This is a genomic window from Phaeobacter sp. LSS9 (genome assembly GCF_003443595.1).
GTDB classification, from domain to species: Bacteria; Pseudomonadota; Alphaproteobacteria; order Rhodobacterales; family Rhodobacteraceae; genus Phaeobacter; species Phaeobacter piscinae.
In genome coordinates, this window is the sequence record NZ_CP031956.1 from 1,155,247 (window position 1) to 1,171,225 (window position 15,979).

Sequence of the window (15,979 nt, forward strand, 5' to 3'; positions counted from 1 at the left end):
TTTAACTTCCTCCAATTTTTTCTAAAGCGAAGGTTTGCTTAAGTGCAAAAGCGTCATCGCTGTCATATATGCACGTGGTGATCCTGGAGAAATGCTCTAGGTAATCTCCAGACACATGATGTGCAATTCTCTTCAATTTTTGCATGGTTGGCACATTGGGTAAGAAATCTGCGCGCAACATGCCCTTCTTTACAGCATATTGCCTGAAGGTCTCATAGGTATTTTCAGAGCCTTTGACCGGGAAGGGAGTTAGATCTGTAAATCCCGCACATATCTCTCTAATTTCTGTCATGCATTGAGAAAACAGTAGGGGGCTGACGATAGCAATATCGAGGTCTGAAACTCCTGGTTCGAAAGGCGTCTCATCTCGATACTTTTTACCCCAATACGCGCTTCCACATATGCGTATTGCAGAACCCGGTTGGCCAAGCGCTAACGCCATCTTGTTCTTTATAGAAAGATAAAGGTCTGGCTTGTCAATAAAGTATATTGCTTGATCCAATAAAAACTCATGCTTCGCTCTCTCATACTTTGACATCGATAGATAGAACCTTAAATTAGATTTTTTAGTAATTGGCGCTCAGTTATTGAGAAAGGAGATTCAAGGCTTTTCGCATCATTCCTGCTGACGTACCAGTTTACACCCTACGGTCGAGAGTGGACTTTGGTATTGTCCAGACTTTGTGTCAATGGAGTTCCATAGACTGCGAAGCGATCCATACAGCTAAAGCGGCCGTCACTCCAAGGTCACTTTGGCACTCTGTTAAAGCCAAATTTGCGAAGCCCGCTTTCTGCGCATCTCTAACCTTCGAGCGGGGTGCAGCATCGTCCTGGCCAGCTGAGCTAGCCTGAAGGTCCGCTCTCGGGAAGTCTGGCGGGATCCTTCGCGTCTGCAGCGAGGGCGTCGCAGGCCTCGTGCGAATGTCCGAATTGGGCTGGCTGCGGTGATCCCATGATAGGCGTAGGTACGGGATCTACTGCAACTTTGGTGCTGCAACGCCGTAAGTCGGTAGTGAGCCCACAGCTGCCGTCTATGCTCAACTTGGATGCTGCAGATGCAGCCGGCCACTTGCAGCCCATCTTGATCGAAGTGCTGCCCTGCAGAGAAGGTTTGCTTAGTTCGGTCCGCATTTTTTTCATCAAACCAGTTGACGTGTCGAAAGTCGAAGACTAGCTACGGAGAACGCTTGAGGCGAGTCGCTTCTAGCAATGGAGATTTTATGAAAGAGACCCGGGCCTAACGCCCGTTCCTGGCGAAACGAATTCAGGAACACCAGCAAAGATAGGCACACTCACGCGCGATGCTGAGTGACCCTGTTTATGTGCTTTCATAATATCGAGACATCCCAATGAACATCTCAAAGCACGAGCAGCGTGTTTTGCATGAACTCGCCCTGGGCGGCGAGATTAAATTCGCACGCGGCGACAACGGCAAAGTGCAATCCGTCCAGTGTTATACACGTGACGGCTTTGTCTTCTCAGCCTGCACGATGGACGTGTTCAAGCGCCTGAAAGACAAGCGCTTCATCAAGTCGAAGAACGGCGGCCCCTATCGCATCACGCATTTGGGAAACCAATCCGTGCGCGCGCAAATGAACCAACGCTAAATCAAACTAGAAGGAGGGTTTTCCATGAAAACGCCTTATCAAATCCAATATGAAGCTTTCGCTGCAGCCGGAGGCCTTTACGACGAACGCCACGCAAAATTGTATGCTGGCCTTGCCGACGACCTGATCGCAGATGGTAGCTTCTCCATCGTTTACGAAGGTGTTGCACACGCCTGCTATACGCCGATCACGATCGACAAGGCACCACTCTTGAAATGCTTTGTGCTCGCCCCGCTGGCAGTGCTCCCGGAGTATCAGAGAAGGGGCTATGCCACGCGCCTGATGGAAGAGGCCGAAAAGCAGCTGAATGCGGATGTGATTTTTGTTATGGGAGAGCCTTTCCACTACGGAAACCGCTACAACACACCCCACAAGGTCCTGCCGCCGGTAAGAACCCAGGCGCCGCTGGAGTGCTGGTTCGCACGCGAACTTAACCCGGGAGCGCTGGACGGTATCGGAGAATCCACATCCAGCGTGACCGGCCCGTATGCAGCCCCTTTGATGTGGGGCCACCCGAGCGAACAAGTGTAGAGCCGGGCTTTCAATAGATCAGACAACGCAAATTTGCTTCGCGAACCTGAAACAGAGCCTCCCGTGTTGCGGGGGAGATGGGTGCGCGCAAATAAACCAAAGATAGGAAAGAACCATGAACCACGCAGAAATCGATGCCATCCTGGAAGTTCACAGACTGGCCTTTGGAGAAGCAGAGGGCGAAGTAACGGCTCAACTCGCCAAGGACTTCCTCAGCCACCCGGAAACGATCTCGATCAGTGTCAAACGGGACGGGCAGGTTGCAGGCAACGTGCTATTTACACCGTTCGTGTTTCAGGACCATCCGGACACTAAATGCTACCTGCTCGCACCTTGCGGCGTGTCGCCGGTGTATCAAGGCCATGGAGTTGGCAAGGAGCTGATGGAAACCAGTATCGAACACCTGAAGTCTATTGGAGCGGATGCTGTGTTCGTGCTGGGGGTCCCCGACTTCTACCCCCGGTATGGTTTTGCTCCAACTGACAAGCAGACGCCCTACCCGGATCTGCTGACAGCACCGGTGGCATGGATGGCACTTGAGCTGACAGCCGGAACGGTCGACAAGCTGAGCGGCAAGACCAAGGCGATCCCACAGTTTATGCAACCGCATTGGTGGGACACGTCAGGGCGCGGGTAAAGTCCCCCGCATCCTAAACTCTAAAGCCAAAGCCAGACATTCGGCACTGCAAGTCGAGTGTCTGGTTCCCTGCAAGAGGGGCCAATCGGTCCTACCAATGTTGCACGCGCGGCGAATGACTGCAAGGTCCGCATCCCGTTCGTTCGATGATGGTTAGCGGCTGCACGTGCGGCGAAGGTCTGTTCCTGCCATCGCTCATGCAGCATTGGATCGCCGCCCGACTGCCAGACCCCGAGACTTTGCAAAGGTCACTAACTACGCGTCGCTGACGTCTACACTGATCGCAGTATCGCCTGGATCAATTGTACAGGCTTGAAGGTCCGCTTTCAGGAGACCTTTCGCGCTCGCAGCGGCCCCTGCGCTGCGCCCTGCCTGAATGTCGTGATTGGGCTGGCCGCGGCCTTTCACTCACTCCTCACAATAGGTGCCATTATATGGGTAAAGTGAGCGCCAGTTGACCCAACCCCACTCTACCCAACCTTTAGCCTAACTAAAGTCGTCTACTTGGCGAGAATAGTCATCATCGAGCAGTATGATTTACCACTGTAGTCGACGTCTCTGCCCAGTATGTCAGTTTCGTATCCGAGAGAGTTCAGTATCCCTGAGAAACTCCGACGGGTGAAGGTAATGGCCCGTTTTGCCCCTTGTGAGGTCAAAAATGCATTTGCCGCGTCGAACAAAGACACAAGGGACTTTCGCCCTTTGGCCTCCACTCTTGTCATTTCCCAGACATCGCTCGAACTCGGCGGATCTTGACCTTCAAGTATGTCGCTCGGAATGCCCGGCAACTTGCCTAAACAAGCGTCCCGCACCAGATAGCTAAAGCTGGTCGAACCATAGTTAACTCGTGCAGTCGTAGGCAAGAGACGTGCATATGCAGAGAGACAACCGGCCTCCTCAATGAGTATATAGACGGTTTCTGCCCTGTCGTACTGATCCCGCTCAATGTGGGCCGATCTAGGCACATCCCACTTTAGCTCTTCGGCGAACAAGGCATGGCGTTTCCTGAACTGTTCATGGAGCAGCCCCCCATAAAGTCCCATGTTCTTGTCATCAATAATCAACACGTTCTGCATTTGCCGTTCCTTGTGTAAAACGGCACATTAGCTCTGTTGCGCACAACTATTCAGCGACTAATTAGTCGATTATTCGCGACTTATATGCTCTAAGCACGGCAACGGCTAGCGTTGGTGCTGAAAGCTTTTCCATGACCCTCTCTCTCACCGACAGACACAACTAAATTTCAGATTAAAATCATACCCTTAAGCCAAAACAACACCCGTTATGTGAAAAAGATTTACATCGAACCTTGAAACCAAGTCCGGGGACTCCGATATTCCATAATGTGAAGCGCATTTACATAGACGCCGCACCTTGCAACGTTAACCTGGAGACCCCGATGACGAGTTATACCTCAACCGCCCCGCAGCCGTCCGAACAGGGCTGGTTTTCCCGCAGTGAATCCTGGCTCGACAGCAAGGGCAGAGGCGCCTGGATCGCAGCGATGGTCCTTGGCTTCGTGTTTTTCTGGCCGGTTGGCCTGGCCCTCTTGTTTTACATGATCTGGAGCAAGCGTATGTTTTCAAAATCCTGCAATACTCGTCGTAAATCCTGGGCTCGCCATGGCATGTCGGCGATGACCCCGTCTGGCAACAGCGCCTTTGACGCCTACAAGGCCGATACATTGCAGCGCCTGGAGCAGGAACAGCATGATTTTGAGGCCTTCCTGCAGCGCCTGCGCGCCGCGAAGGACAAATCCGAATTTGATGAGTTCATGCATGAGCGCGCGCTGCAGAACGATGATGAGGCTATCGAACTCGACGATGAAGATGACGACGATAGCAGCTCCCGTCGCAACAAGCGTCACTGACCTCCCTCCCCCCAGCCTCGCCCCATCCGGGGCGGGGCACCTACCGTTGCCAAAACCGCTGCCGTTTCTCGCAGGCCGCAGATCCATCCCCCACCCCCCCGAGAGAAAGCCAGAAGGAGGCTGTGATGACCGCCCTGCCCGACCCGGACTATCAGGCCGATTTCTACCAGTTTGTTGCCTCGAAGCGCCTGTTCGCCTGGCTGATCGACAGCGTCTTGATCACGCTTCTGGCCAGTGTCGCGGTGGTTTTCACCGCCTTTACCGGGCTGTTCATCTGGCCTCTGCTCTATCTGGTCATCGGCTTCATCTACCGCGCGGTCACCATCGCCGCAGGCTCCGCCACCTGGGGGATGGTCATCGCGGGAATTGAGTTGCGGGACCTCTCAGGGCGCAAGCTTGATGGTCAGGGCGCGTTGTTGCATACCGCCGGCTACTCGATCTCGATGGCCTTCCCTGTGCTGCAGGTGATCTCCATCCTGATGATGCTGATGTCTGCGCGCGGTCAGGGGCTGACGGATACGGTGCTCGGCACGGTGATGCTGAACCGGCGCAGATAATCCGCAACCAAAGCCCCAAGACGCAGCCCTGAATAGGGCGTCGAACAGATCCCAAAATCTGTAAACCTTAATCGGAACTGGCCCCTTGGCGCATGGCGGCGGCGTTGCTATCATCGACATCAACCTAGTGGCCAGAGTGCCCCGTTCTGTCAGCGCACCCGCATTGCAGCGCCCGCGCGACATCGGGGCCTTTTGCGCCAAGACCAAACGGACACCCACCCGCCTGATGCGCCATACTCTGCCGATTGCCCCACAGTTCTACGTGACTGCGCCGCAGCCCTGCCCCTATCTGGCAGATCGGATGGAGCGTAAGCTGTTCACTGCGCTTCAGGGCGACGGGGTTGAGCAGTTGAACAACAGCCTGTCACAACAGGGCTTTCGCCGCTCGCAGAATGTGCTTTATCGGCCCTCCTGCTCGGACTGCTCTGCCTGCCTGTCGGCCCGGATCAATGTCGCTGACTTCAAGGCCAGCCGGGGGCAGAAACGAACTCTGAAGCGCAATTCCGGACTGGAGCGGCGCGCCACCTCGCCCTGGGCAACAGAAGATCAATACGCGCTGTTTCGCACCTATCTGGACAGCCGCCATGCCGATGGCGGGATGGCTGATATGGATGTCTTTGAATACGCTGCCATGATCGAAGAAACACCGATCCGCAGCCGGGTGGTGGAATACAACGACCGTGAGACCAATGCCCTCACCGCTGTATCGCTCACCGATGTTCTCGAAGACGGGCTGAGCATGGTCTATTCTTTCTACCAACCCGATTTGCCACAGAATTCGCTCGGCACCTTCATGATCCTAGATCATATCGAAATCGCACGTGAGGCCGGGTTGCCATATGTCTACCTCGGCTATTGGGTCCCGGGCAGCGCCAAGATGGGCTACAAGGCAAAATTCACCGGGCTTGAGGTCTATCACCGGGGGGCCTGGCAGCCGATGACTGATCCCGACGCTTTCGATGACACGGCACATCCCCTGTCGACCGATCCGATTGCGGAACAGGTCGCCAATATCCACCTGCCGGATTCGCGCAACCACAGCAGGTAGTCCAGTGCAGACCCTCCACGCCGTCACCCTTGTCGTGCCCGACTACGATGCTGCGATTTCATTTTATTGCGGGACGCTTGGCTGGCAACTGGCCGAGGACATTGACCAGGGGCGCAAACGCTGGGTGCGGATCCTGCCGCCCGGCGCCAGCGCGGGCAGCCTCATTCTGGCACGCGCAGACAACACCGCGCAGCAGGCTGCTATTGGCAACCAATTTGGTGGGCGCGTCGGATTGTTCCTGAGCACAGATGATTTCGTCCGCGATCACGCGGCCATGCTGGCCGCAGGGGTCAGGTTCGAGGAGGCACCGCGCCACGAACCCTATGGCACCGTCGCAGTCTGGCGCGATCCTTTCGGCAATCGCTGGGATCTGCTTCAGCTTACCTGAGCAAACGCGCGCCCATCTTCTGGCCTGAAATACCCGGAGTGAATGCGCCCAGCCCATGGCGCAGAGGGGCCGCGCCCCTGCACCGCGCCCTTTGGCATGAAAAAGGGCCCTCCGTCTGGAGGGCCCTTTGATGTGACGATTGAGGCAGGATCAGTTCGGCATCAGCGCCGGAACAATGGTCACAATCGATGGGAACATCCACAGGATGCCCAGACCCACCACCTGGATCAGCACAAATGGCAGGATCCCGCGGTAGATATGGCCGGTGGTGACCTCCTTCGGTGCGACCCCGCGCAGATAGAAGAGCGCAAATCCGAAGGGGGGCGTCAGGAACGACGTCTGCAGGTTCACCGCCACCATGATGGTCACCCATTTCGGATCAAACGACCCGCCATAGATCACCGGCCCCACAATGGGGATCACGATGTAGATGATCTCAAGGAAGTCGAGCACGAAGCCCAGGATGAACAGCACCACCATCACAATGAGGAAAACCTTCAGCTCACTGTCAAAGCTCTTGAGGAACTGCTGGATATAATGCTCCCCGCCAAAGGAGATCACCACCAGGTTCAACAGTTGCGAGCCGATCAGAATGGTGAACACCATCGATGTCACCTTGGCGGTTTCGCGCACCACAGGTGTAAGGACGCCGCCCTTGAACAACACCCAGCACCCATAAAGCAGACCAAACAGCGCAAAGAGATAGGCGCCATAGGCCACGCCAAAGGCGATGACCGTTTCGGCCGACACACCGCTCTGACCATTGATGCGCAGATCGAAATTCACGCCAACCAGAATACAGATGGCCACTGCAAAGGTTGCCCAGATGATGATCTTTCCGGATTTGCCCTGATCCTGAAGCTTGCGGTAGGCCGCCAGCATAATGGCGCCACCGGCCCCCAGCGCCGCAGCCGGCGTCGGGTTGGTGATACCGCCCAGAATGGACCCCAGTACCGCAACAATCAGGATCAGCGGCGGAAAGACCACCCGGATCAGATCGTTTTTGGCACTGCGCCCCGCAGCGACCCTGCAGCCGTAAAGGGCCAGAAGCGTCGGCAGCGCAATCAGCACAACGGTGACACCCGGGCTGGTGGTCGGAGCAATCGCCACAACGTCCACCAACGCGATCAGCAGAACGCCAATTGCGCCAAGGATCAGCGGCTTAGGATCGGCCGAGGGCGAAACACCACGTCCCACCGTCAGAACCAGCCCCATCAGAACCATCAGCACGGTCAGACCGGTGCCAATCGGCGCTGCGGCGTCAATCTTGGCGATCTTGGCAGCTTCCAGCTCTTCCTCTGTCAGCTTGGTTGCCTGGGTCACGCCGCCAGCCGCATCAATGGCGTCCTGTTCGACCACTGCTGCATCCCAGGCTTCCTGACCATGCAGATCAATCATCGCGGCCTTACAGTCATCACCAACGTTGGTGCGCAGTGCTGCGGTCTGACCTGCGTCGGAGAAGGCAGAGACATTGACGTTCTGGCTGCCGATCAGATTGATCTGGCCAAGCAGCATAGCACCCGCAATCAACGCAACCGGCACGCCAAGAAACCAGGTCAGGCCTTCGCCACGGGTGATCGGCTCACCGGTGCCGCCTTCCAGAACCACCGCAGGAGCTTTTTCCGGGTTCAGCAGTGCATAGCCAAAGGCATAAAGCGCATAGAGCAACGCCAGCATGATGCCCGGCAACAGGGCTGCCTGAAACAGGGTGCCAACCGACACAACCGCGGGCTCGCCCAGATAGGTCAGCGCATCAGAGCAGCCAAATTCCTGCGCGCGGGCTTCCTGCGCGGTGGAGTAGAGATCCCCCGCCAGCGTGCCCAAGAGAACGATCACGATGGACGGCGGAATGATCTGGCCAAGTGTGCCAGAGGCCGCAATCACACCGGTCGCCAGTTCCGGCGAGTAGTTGTTGCGCAACATGGTTGGCAGCGCCAGCAGGCCCATGGTCACAACAGTTGCGCCCACGATCCCTGTTGAGGCAGCGAGGAAGGCGCCCACAACGACAATCGACACCGCCAGACCGCCGGGCAGCGGGCCAAAGACGCGCGCCATGGTGGTCAAAAGGTCGTTGGCGATCTTGGAACGTTCTAGTGTGATGCCCATCAGAACAAACATTAGAACTGCCAGCAGGGTCTCAATCGACGCCCCCGCCAGAACCCGTTCGTTCATCCGGTTCACAATAAAGGAGACGTTGCGGTCCATCGCAACTTCCCAGCCTTGCGGGAAGACGGCCTCGGCGACGCGTGGCAGATCGGGGTATCGGAAGACCGACACAGCATCCGGCTTCACGCCGGAATTCACCAGATCCCGATAGACCTGCGACGAGGTGTCGATGGCCTGGTGAACAAGGATCCCGGCGCTGTCGAGCGCCGCAATGATCCCAAAGGAGATGACCCCGGCTCCGCCGATGGCAAAGGCCACCGGAAAGCCGGAAAGAATACCGCCAAAGAGGCAGAAGAAGACAATGATCAGGCCGATTTCAACGCCATCAAGTCCGAATAGCATGGGGGCTGTCCCTTATTTAATGCGCGCCTTCATAGGCTTCTTCACCTTCACCAAGGCTGTCCTTGTCGAGGTGTTTGTTCTCGCTGCCGGGCCCTTCCACAAACTCAAGGAAGGAGCGGTAGAAAAACGCGATGGCATGCAGGAAGACGATACCGGCGAAGACCACCAGCAGGATCTTGAACAGGAAATACCCGTTGAACCCATTGGGGCTGAAGCCGATGGTTTCAACGTTCCAGCGCAGGGCCCGTGATTTCATCACCAGCCGGTCCAGAGTGTCAGAGGCGGAGGGTTTGGGCACAATCAGGTGGCGCCACAGGAAGAACCAGCCATACATCCACGTCAGCACTGCGGCAGGCATCATGAAGATCAGCGATCCCAGCATGTCCACTACCCGCTTGGCGCGGAAGCTGATACCGGAATAGATCAGATCGACCCGCACATGGCCGCCCTGCACAAACGTGTAGGTCACGCAAAGGCAGACGACCAAAGCATTGTAAAGCTTCAGTTCTTCTGCAAACCAGCTAATGTCTTTTTCCAGCGCGATGCCCAGACCAAAGCTCATGTCCGGGCGTGCAAACACCCGCTGCATGAATACGATCACGATCTGCTGCAGCACCATCAGCAGGCCCGCCCAAGCAAACAGTCGACCCAGCGTGTTGGCAAAGCCCTCCAGCCCGCGCACGACACCCCACATAATGGAATGCCGATAGATGCCGACAGCCGTCAGCACCAGAAACGCGGTAAACACCACAAAGAAGAACTCAACCGACCCGCCATAGTAGACAAACCGCATGACGGAGGCCTTGTCGGACCAATCGAGCCAGAGCTGCGGGTTGGCGACGGCATAGCCGAAATTATAAAAGGCGCCCGCGATGTTCTGGACCAGCCAGATCAGGCCGCCCAGTAAGGCTCCAAAAAAGGAAACGCCACTTTCGTCCTGCATTTTTCCCTCGAATAAATGCGTGCAGCGCAGGCCTTTTGATTGTCATCTTTGGGATAAAATCTGGCGCGCACGGATCATTGGACCCGATGGGCATAGATGGTCACGACCACCCCTGCCGGCTGCAATTGCGAAAGGATCCCCCGCCGCTGCGGAGGATCCGATTGAAACCACTCGAAGAGGGTTAGCCCAGAACGCGGTCGCGCTGAACGCGATAGGCACCTTCGGATTTGGTAATCCAGCCGGAGGAGGCCTTCATGGACTCTTCGACGCTGCCGCGGATCTTCGCAAACAGTTCGTCGCCCATGAACTCGTCCAGGGTTTCCTTGGTCGCGGCACCGAAGGCATCCCAGACGCTGTCAGGGAATTCCAGGGTCTTCACGCCACCGGATTGCAGGCGCTGCAGCGCTGCACCGTTGTTGTTCATGAACTGAGCCAGGCTCCACTGGTGGCCAGCAGCCGCTGCCATCTCGATGATCTTCTGGTGCGCAGGCGACAGGCCATCGAACACATCGCGGTTGGTGGCAACCGACAGCGCGGCACCCGGCTCATGGAAGCCCGCAGTGTAGTAGGTCTTGGTGATTTCCTGGAAACCGGCCTTTTCGTCCGCCCAGGGGCCAATCCACTCGGTGCCGTCAATCGCGCCGGAGGACAGCGCTTGGTACACCTCAGAACCGGGGATGTTCTGCACGGAGGCGCCCAGTTTACCCAGAGCCTTGCCGCCCAGACCCGGCATCCGGAACTTCAGGCCATTGAAATCTTCAGGGCCCTTGATTTCCTTGTTGTACCAGCCACCGGCCTGCGGGCCGGTGTTGCCGCCGATGAAGGACTTCAGACCAAAGATCTGGCCCAGTTCATCATGCAGCGCATGGCCGTCGCCATGGTAGTACCAGTTGGTCAGTTCCTGCGGCGTCATGCCAAAAGGCACGGCGGTGAAATAAGCATAACCCGGGTGCTGGCCGGTGAAATAATAGTCTGCACCATGGTACATGTCGGCCTGGCCTGCGGTCACGGCGTCGAACACTTCGAACGCGCCGACCAGCTCGCCTGCGGCTTTGACATCAACGGTCAGGTCGCCACCGGACATGGCAGTGATGGCATCGGCAACATACTGCGCCGAGTCATGCACACCAGCAAGGCCACGGCCCCATGTGGTGACCATGGTCAGGGTGCGTTTGCCCTGTGCATAGGCTGGTGCGGCCAGAGTGGTTGCTGCAGCGGCGCTGCCCCCCAGCGCGGATGTCTTCAAAAAGGAACGACGATCCATAGGTTTCTCCTCCCATTTAATTGGATTGCTCCGGGTCTGTGCCCGAAACAGGTCTTGTCGAGTGAGGCAAGCCTAGCCGCACCCTGCGTCATGTGAATACCTACTACTGCGTAGAAAACCGCAATTTGGCCAAATTTTTTGGCCAAAATCCGGGCAGGCCGTGATGGTCACATGGGGTGCGTCGGACTTTCGTGCCGTGACCGCACCAATGGGGGCTTTGATTCTCAAATCGGATTGCGTAACGATTCGACCATGCGTCTGATCCCCGATTTCCTGCGACCGAACTACGCCCAGAAACTCTCTCTGCTGGCCACCTTACCGCTCATTGTCGCCGGGGCGGCCATTGCCGTTCTTGTCGCCGTGCAATCGCGCGCACTGGCCGAACGGGAGATCAAGGCACTGGAGCAGCAGCTGTTGCAGGCCAAGATGGCCGAGCTGCGCAACTATGTGACCCAGGCGCGGAATGGGTTCTCGCATATCTACGGGCTGGCCGCCCCAGACGACGAGGCCGCAAAGGAACAGGTGACCCAGATCCTCAGCGCGATGATCTATGATCGGGACGGGTTCTTCTTTGTCTATGACTACGACGGCACCAATCTGGTCAGCCCGCGCCAGACGGAGTTTATCAACAAGAATTGGCGCGGCCTTACGGACAGTCGCGGCACGCCCGTGGTGGATGAATTCATCCGCCTGGCCCGTCAGGGGGCCGGCTGGCACACATTTATGTGGGAAAAACCCTCCACCGGCGAAGAGGCGCAGATGGTGGCCTATGTGCTGGGACTACAGGACTGGCGATGGGCGATCGGGACCGGGGTGTTTATTGACGATGTTCTGGCCTCCGTCGCGGCCTCCCGCGCCGAGGTGGAGACCCGCATTCGCCGCACATTCTATTATATCGGGGGGATCACCCTCTTTGCGCTGGGTCTGGTCTTTGCCTCTGGCATGGTGCTGAATATCCGCGAACGCCGGCTGGCCGACGCCAAGCTGAAAGAGCTGACTCAGCGGGTTTTTGACGCGCAGGAAGAAGAGCGCGGCCGCGTCGCGCGCGAACTGCACGACGGGATCAGCCAGCTTCTGGTCGGGGTGCGCTACGCCTTGGACAATGCTCGCAGGCGGCTGTCACGCGGCGATTTCGACCACGTCGATGATCCCTTGAATAAGGGCATCTCACATCTGGGCACCGCAATTACCGAGGTCCGCCGCATCAGCCGCGACCTGCGCCCCGGTGTGCTGGATGATCTGGGTCTGGGCCCGGCGCTGAAGGCGCTGACCGATGACTTTGCCGCCCGCACCGGCATTGAGACCCGGTTCAGCACCGTGGTGTTTCGCAACCGTCTGGATGCGGATGCCAAGATCGCGCTTTACCGTATTGCGCAGGAGGCGCTGACCAATATCGAACGCCACGCCGAGGCCACCGAAGTCAGCATGGATCTGCGCGGTCATGCCCGTGGCGCCACCATGCGGATCACCGATAATGGCCGCGGCCTGCCACCAGTGCAGGACCGCAGTGGCCCGGGCATCGGGCTGCGCAACATGCAGGAACGGATCGAACAGCTTGACGGCACCCTCAGGATTTTGTCATCACGGGGCACGCAAAGCGGCACGGTGATTGAGGTGCTCTTGCCGCTGAGCCATCTTCTGCCGCCCGGAGACGCGGCCAATGCGACCTCCAAACGGGTGTCCTGAGCCAAATTGCGCCCTGCCCGATCTGTCATCACAGCATAGGGCCACAGGAACCGCGCAAGCCACATGAGGGGCGATCATGCCAAACACCATTCGCGTTCTGATCGTCGACGATCACCCAATGGTCGCCGAGGGCATCCAGTCCATCCTTGAAAGCTATGACGACATCGAAGTTGTGGGCAGTCCCAGCAATGGCGAAGAGGCCGTGACCGAGGCGCGTGCGCTGACACCGGATGTGATCCTGATGGATCTCAATATGCCCAAACTTGGCGGGTTAAGTGCGACGGAAATCATCCTCGAACAAAGCCCTGCCACCCGCATCCTGATCCTATCGATGCACGACAGCCCGGAATATATCTCCAGCGCGCTGGCTCATGGCGCCATGGGCTATGTGCTGAAAGATGTCCCGACCGAGGAGATCCGTCAGGCCATCGACACCGTGATGCGCGGCGAGACCTATCTCTGCACCGGTGCCGAAGGCTCCCTGAAGCCCAAGGATGATCCCAACCGCGAGGCGCTCACAGGGCGCGAGCAGACCATCCTGCTGGAGCTGGCACAGGGCAAATCCAACAAGGATGTGGCCTTGGCGTTGGATATCTCCGTGCGCACCGTGGAAACCCACCGCAAGAATATCAAACGCAAACTGGGCATATCCTCGACTGCGGGGCTCACCCGCTATGCGTTGGAACATGGCGTGTTACAGGGCACCGGTCACAGTTTCTGACCCGCCCGCCGGGATTGTCGGATACTGAGCTGTCGCACCGCTGCGATGCAGCAACAATACCGGTAAATTAGGTCCAGAGCCGGACATATCGGTGGAGAAAAAGGCCTGATACCCTCTGATGCACGAGGCCTGACCTGCCCTAAACAGGGAAATCAGGACCGAAATGGCACGATCCACCCCACCCAAAACCGCAATAATGTCGCTACGCACCGACCTGACGCAATAAAATGTCCCAAACCGGGGTATTTTCGGTTCATTTCCCTGTTGACGCCCCCTGCCCCCGGTCCTAAGGTCCGCCTTAACGCTAGAGGAGCCAAGACGATGAAAATCCTAGTCGTAGTCGTAGGAACCACGCGCATGGGCCGGTAACGGTACACCATAATCGAACCCATGCGCCTCCGACCAGAAATCGGGGGCTTTTTTTATGCGAAACAGAACGATGCCGCCAATTGGAGCTAAAGCAGATGAAACGTGAGATGACCGGCGCAAAAATGGTTGTTCAGGCCCTGAAGGATCAGGGGGTGGACACGGTCTTTGGCTATCCCGGCGGTGCTGTTCTGCCGATTTATGACGAGATCTTTTTGCAGAATGATATCCGGCACATTCTGGTGCGCCACGAACAGGGTGCCGTGCACGCCGCCGAGGGCTATGCCCGCTCCACCGGCAAACCCGGCGTTGTTCTGGTGACCTCCGGCCCCGGTGCCACCAATGCGGTGACTGGCCTCACGGATGCCTTGCTCGATTCCATTCCGCTGGTGGTTCTGACCGGTCAGGTGCCGACCTTTATGATCGGCTCGGATGCCTTCCAGGAGGCCGACACCGTGGGCATCACCCGCCCCTGCACCAAACATAACTGGCTGGTGAAGGACACCGAGAAGCTGGCAGGCACCCTGCATGAGGCCTTTCATGTGGCCACGGCCGGGCGCCCCGGCCCGGTGTTGATCGACATTCCGAAGGATGTGCAATTCGCCACCGGCACCTATCAGGCCCCCAAACCCGCCGCATCGCACTACCAGCCGCCGGTTAAGGGCGATCTGGAGGCCATCACCGAGCTGGTTGCCGCGATGGAAACCGCCAAACGCCCGGTGTTCTACACCGGCGGTGGTGTGATCAACTCCGGCCCCGGCGCCAGCCAGCTGCTGCGCGAACTCGCCGAGGCGACGGGCATTCCGGTGACTTCCACCCTGATGGGGCTTGGCGCCTATCCGGCCTCCGGCAAGAACTGGCTGGGGATGCTGGGCATGCACGGGTTGTATGAGGCCAATATGGCGATGCACGACTGCGATCTGATGATCAATATCGGCGCGCGTTTTGATGACCGCATCACCGGTCGCCTCGATGCCTTCAGCCCGAATTCAACCAAGGCGCATATCGATATCGATCCCTCGTCGATCAACAAGGTGATCCGCGTGGACATCCCGATTGTTGGCGACATCGGCCATGTACTGGAAGACGTGCTGAAAGTTTGGAAAAGCCGCGGCCGCAAGGTCGACAGCGCCGCGATTGCGCAATGGCAGGAGCAGATCAGTGAGTGGCGCGATATCCGCTGCCTCGCCTACACCGCGTCTGAAAGCACCATCAAACCGCAATATGCGCTTGAGCGGCTTGAGGCCCTCACAAAGGATCGCAACCGTTACATCACCACCGAAGTGGGCCAGCACCAGATGTGGGCGGCGCAATACCTCGGCTTTGAAGATCCCAACCGCTGGATGACCTCCGGTGGCCTTGGCACCATGGGCTACGGCACCCCCGCCTCGCTTGGGGTGCAGGTCGCGCACCCGGACGCGCTGGTGATCAACGTCGCGGGCGAAGCCTCCTGGCTGATGAACATGCAGGAAATGGGCACCGCCGTGCAATATCGCCTGCCGGTGAAACAGTTCATCCTCAACAATGAGCGCCTCGGCATGGTGCGCCAGTGGCAGGAACTGCTGCATGGCGAGCGCTACAGCCATTCCTGGTCCGAAGCGCTGCCCGATTTCGTGAAACTCGCCGAAGCCTTTGGCGCCAAAGGCATCATCTGCAAGGACCCCAAAGATCTGGACGACGCGATCATGGAGATGCTCGACTACGACGGCCCGGTGATCTTTGACTGTCTGGTGGAGAAGCACGAAAACTGCTTCCCAATGATCCCTTCGGGCAAGGCACATAACGAGATGCTGCTGGGCGAAGCCGAAACCCAAGGCGTCATCCAATCCGGCGGCGCGGTGCTGGTTTAACCC

General features: G+C 57.7%; 15 protein-coding genes. 10 read left to right on the forward strand and 5 right to left on the reverse strand.

Annotated features, from left to right (window positions below):
* Position 1 precedes the first annotated feature (1 nt).
* Positions 2-538 carry a hypothetical protein gene (locus D1820_RS05510; protein WP_118068149.1) on the reverse strand — a complete coding sequence of 179 codons (537 nt, stop codon included), beginning with the start codon at positions 536-538 and terminating at the stop codon, positions 2-4.
* Positions 539-1,349: 811 nt separating this feature from the next.
* Between D1820_RS05510 and D1820_RS05515 the strand changes: the two genes are divergently transcribed.
* The 3 genes from D1820_RS05515 (at position 1,350) to D1820_RS05525 (ending at position 2,775) form a co-directional block, all read left to right on the forward strand.
* Positions 1,350-1,607, forward strand: coding sequence for a YjhX family toxin (locus tag D1820_RS05515; protein ID WP_118068150.1), 258 nt, complete (start codon positions 1,350-1,352; stop codon positions 1,605-1,607).
* 24 nt (positions 1,608-1,631) lie between these two features.
* Positions 1,632-2,138, forward strand: coding sequence for a GNAT family N-acetyltransferase (locus D1820_RS05520; protein WP_118068151.1), 507 nt, complete (start codon positions 1,632-1,634; stop codon positions 2,136-2,138).
* 115 nt (positions 2,139-2,253) lie between these two features.
* Entirely contained in the window at positions 2,254-2,775 is a 522-nt protein-coding gene (locus D1820_RS05525) for a GNAT family N-acetyltransferase (protein WP_118068152.1), read from the forward strand.
* Positions 2,776-3,275: 500 nt separating this feature from the next.
* Here the strand turns inward: D1820_RS05525 and D1820_RS05530 are convergent, their stop codons facing one another.
* A complete protein-coding gene (locus tag D1820_RS05530) occupies positions 3,276-3,851 on the reverse strand; it encodes an acyl-homoserine-lactone synthase (protein ID WP_096706382.1) in 576 nt (191 codons plus the stop codon).
* A 323-nt stretch (positions 3,852-4,174) separates the two neighbouring features.
* On the opposite strand from D1820_RS05530, the gene D1820_RS05535 reads away from it, so the two are divergent.
* The 4 genes from D1820_RS05535 (at position 4,175) to D1820_RS05550 (ending at position 6,638) form a co-directional block, all read left to right on the forward strand.
* Positions 4,175-4,645, forward strand: a complete 471-nt coding sequence (locus D1820_RS05535) for a DUF2852 domain-containing protein (protein ID WP_118068153.1) — start codon at positions 4,175-4,177, stop codon at positions 4,643-4,645.
* 125 nt (positions 4,646-4,770) lie between these two features.
* The gene (locus tag D1820_RS05540; protein WP_118068154.1) at positions 4,771-5,202 is read left to right on the forward strand and encodes an RDD family protein; all 432 of its coding nucleotides are present in this window, start codon (positions 4,771-4,773) and stop codon (positions 5,200-5,202) included.
* Positions 5,203-5,428: 226 nt separating this feature from the next.
* On the forward strand, positions 5,429-6,250 hold the full coding sequence (locus tag D1820_RS05545; RefSeq protein ID WP_096873151.1) for an arginyltransferase: 822 nt from the start codon (positions 5,429-5,431) through the stop codon (positions 6,248-6,250).
* A gap of 4 nt (positions 6,251-6,254) precedes the next feature.
* Positions 6,255-6,638: a VOC family protein gene (locus D1820_RS05550; protein ID WP_118068155.1), complete on the forward strand. Its 384-nt coding sequence runs from the start codon at positions 6,255-6,257 to the stop codon at positions 6,636-6,638.
* Positions 6,639-6,788: 150 nt separating this feature from the next.
* On the opposite strand, the gene D1820_RS05555 is transcribed toward D1820_RS05550, so the two are convergent.
* The 3 genes from D1820_RS05555 to D1820_RS05565 all read right to left on the reverse strand — a co-directional run bounded on the left by D1820_RS05555 (position 6,789) and on the right by D1820_RS05565 (position 11,353).
* A complete protein-coding gene (locus tag D1820_RS05555) occupies positions 6,789-9,146 on the reverse strand; it encodes a TRAP transporter large permease subunit (protein ID WP_118068156.1) in 2,358 nt (785 codons plus the stop codon).
* A 16-nt stretch (positions 9,147-9,162) separates the two neighbouring features.
* Entirely contained in the window at positions 9,163-10,089 is a 927-nt protein-coding gene (locus D1820_RS05560; RefSeq protein WP_096871608.1) for a TRAP transporter small permease subunit, read from the reverse strand.
* Between the two features lie 181 nt (positions 10,090-10,270).
* On the reverse strand, positions 10,271-11,353 hold the full coding sequence (locus D1820_RS05565; protein WP_102896772.1) for a TRAP transporter substrate-binding protein: 1,083 nt from the start codon (positions 11,351-11,353) through the stop codon (positions 10,271-10,273).
* Between the two features lie 252 nt (positions 11,354-11,605).
* Here D1820_RS05565 and D1820_RS05570 point away from each other — a divergent pair, with 252 nt between their 5' ends.
* The 3 genes from D1820_RS05570 (at position 11,606) to D1820_RS05580 (ending at position 15,976) form a co-directional block, all read left to right on the forward strand.
* Complete coding sequence (locus tag D1820_RS05570; protein ID WP_118068157.1) at positions 11,606-13,039, forward strand: cache domain-containing protein; 1,434 nt, start codon at positions 11,606-11,608, stop codon at positions 13,037-13,039.
* 76 nt (positions 13,040-13,115) lie between these two features.
* Positions 13,116-13,760 carry a response regulator transcription factor gene (locus D1820_RS05575; RefSeq protein WP_102896771.1) on the forward strand — a complete coding sequence of 215 codons (645 nt, stop codon included), beginning with the start codon at positions 13,116-13,118 and terminating at the stop codon, positions 13,758-13,760.
* A 464-nt stretch (positions 13,761-14,224) separates the two neighbouring features.
* Positions 14,225-15,976 carry an acetolactate synthase 3 large subunit gene (locus D1820_RS05580; RefSeq protein WP_118068158.1) on the forward strand — a complete coding sequence of 584 codons (1,752 nt, stop codon included), beginning with the start codon at positions 14,225-14,227 and terminating at the stop codon, positions 15,974-15,976.
* The last annotated feature ends 3 nt before the right edge of the window (positions 15,977-15,979 follow it).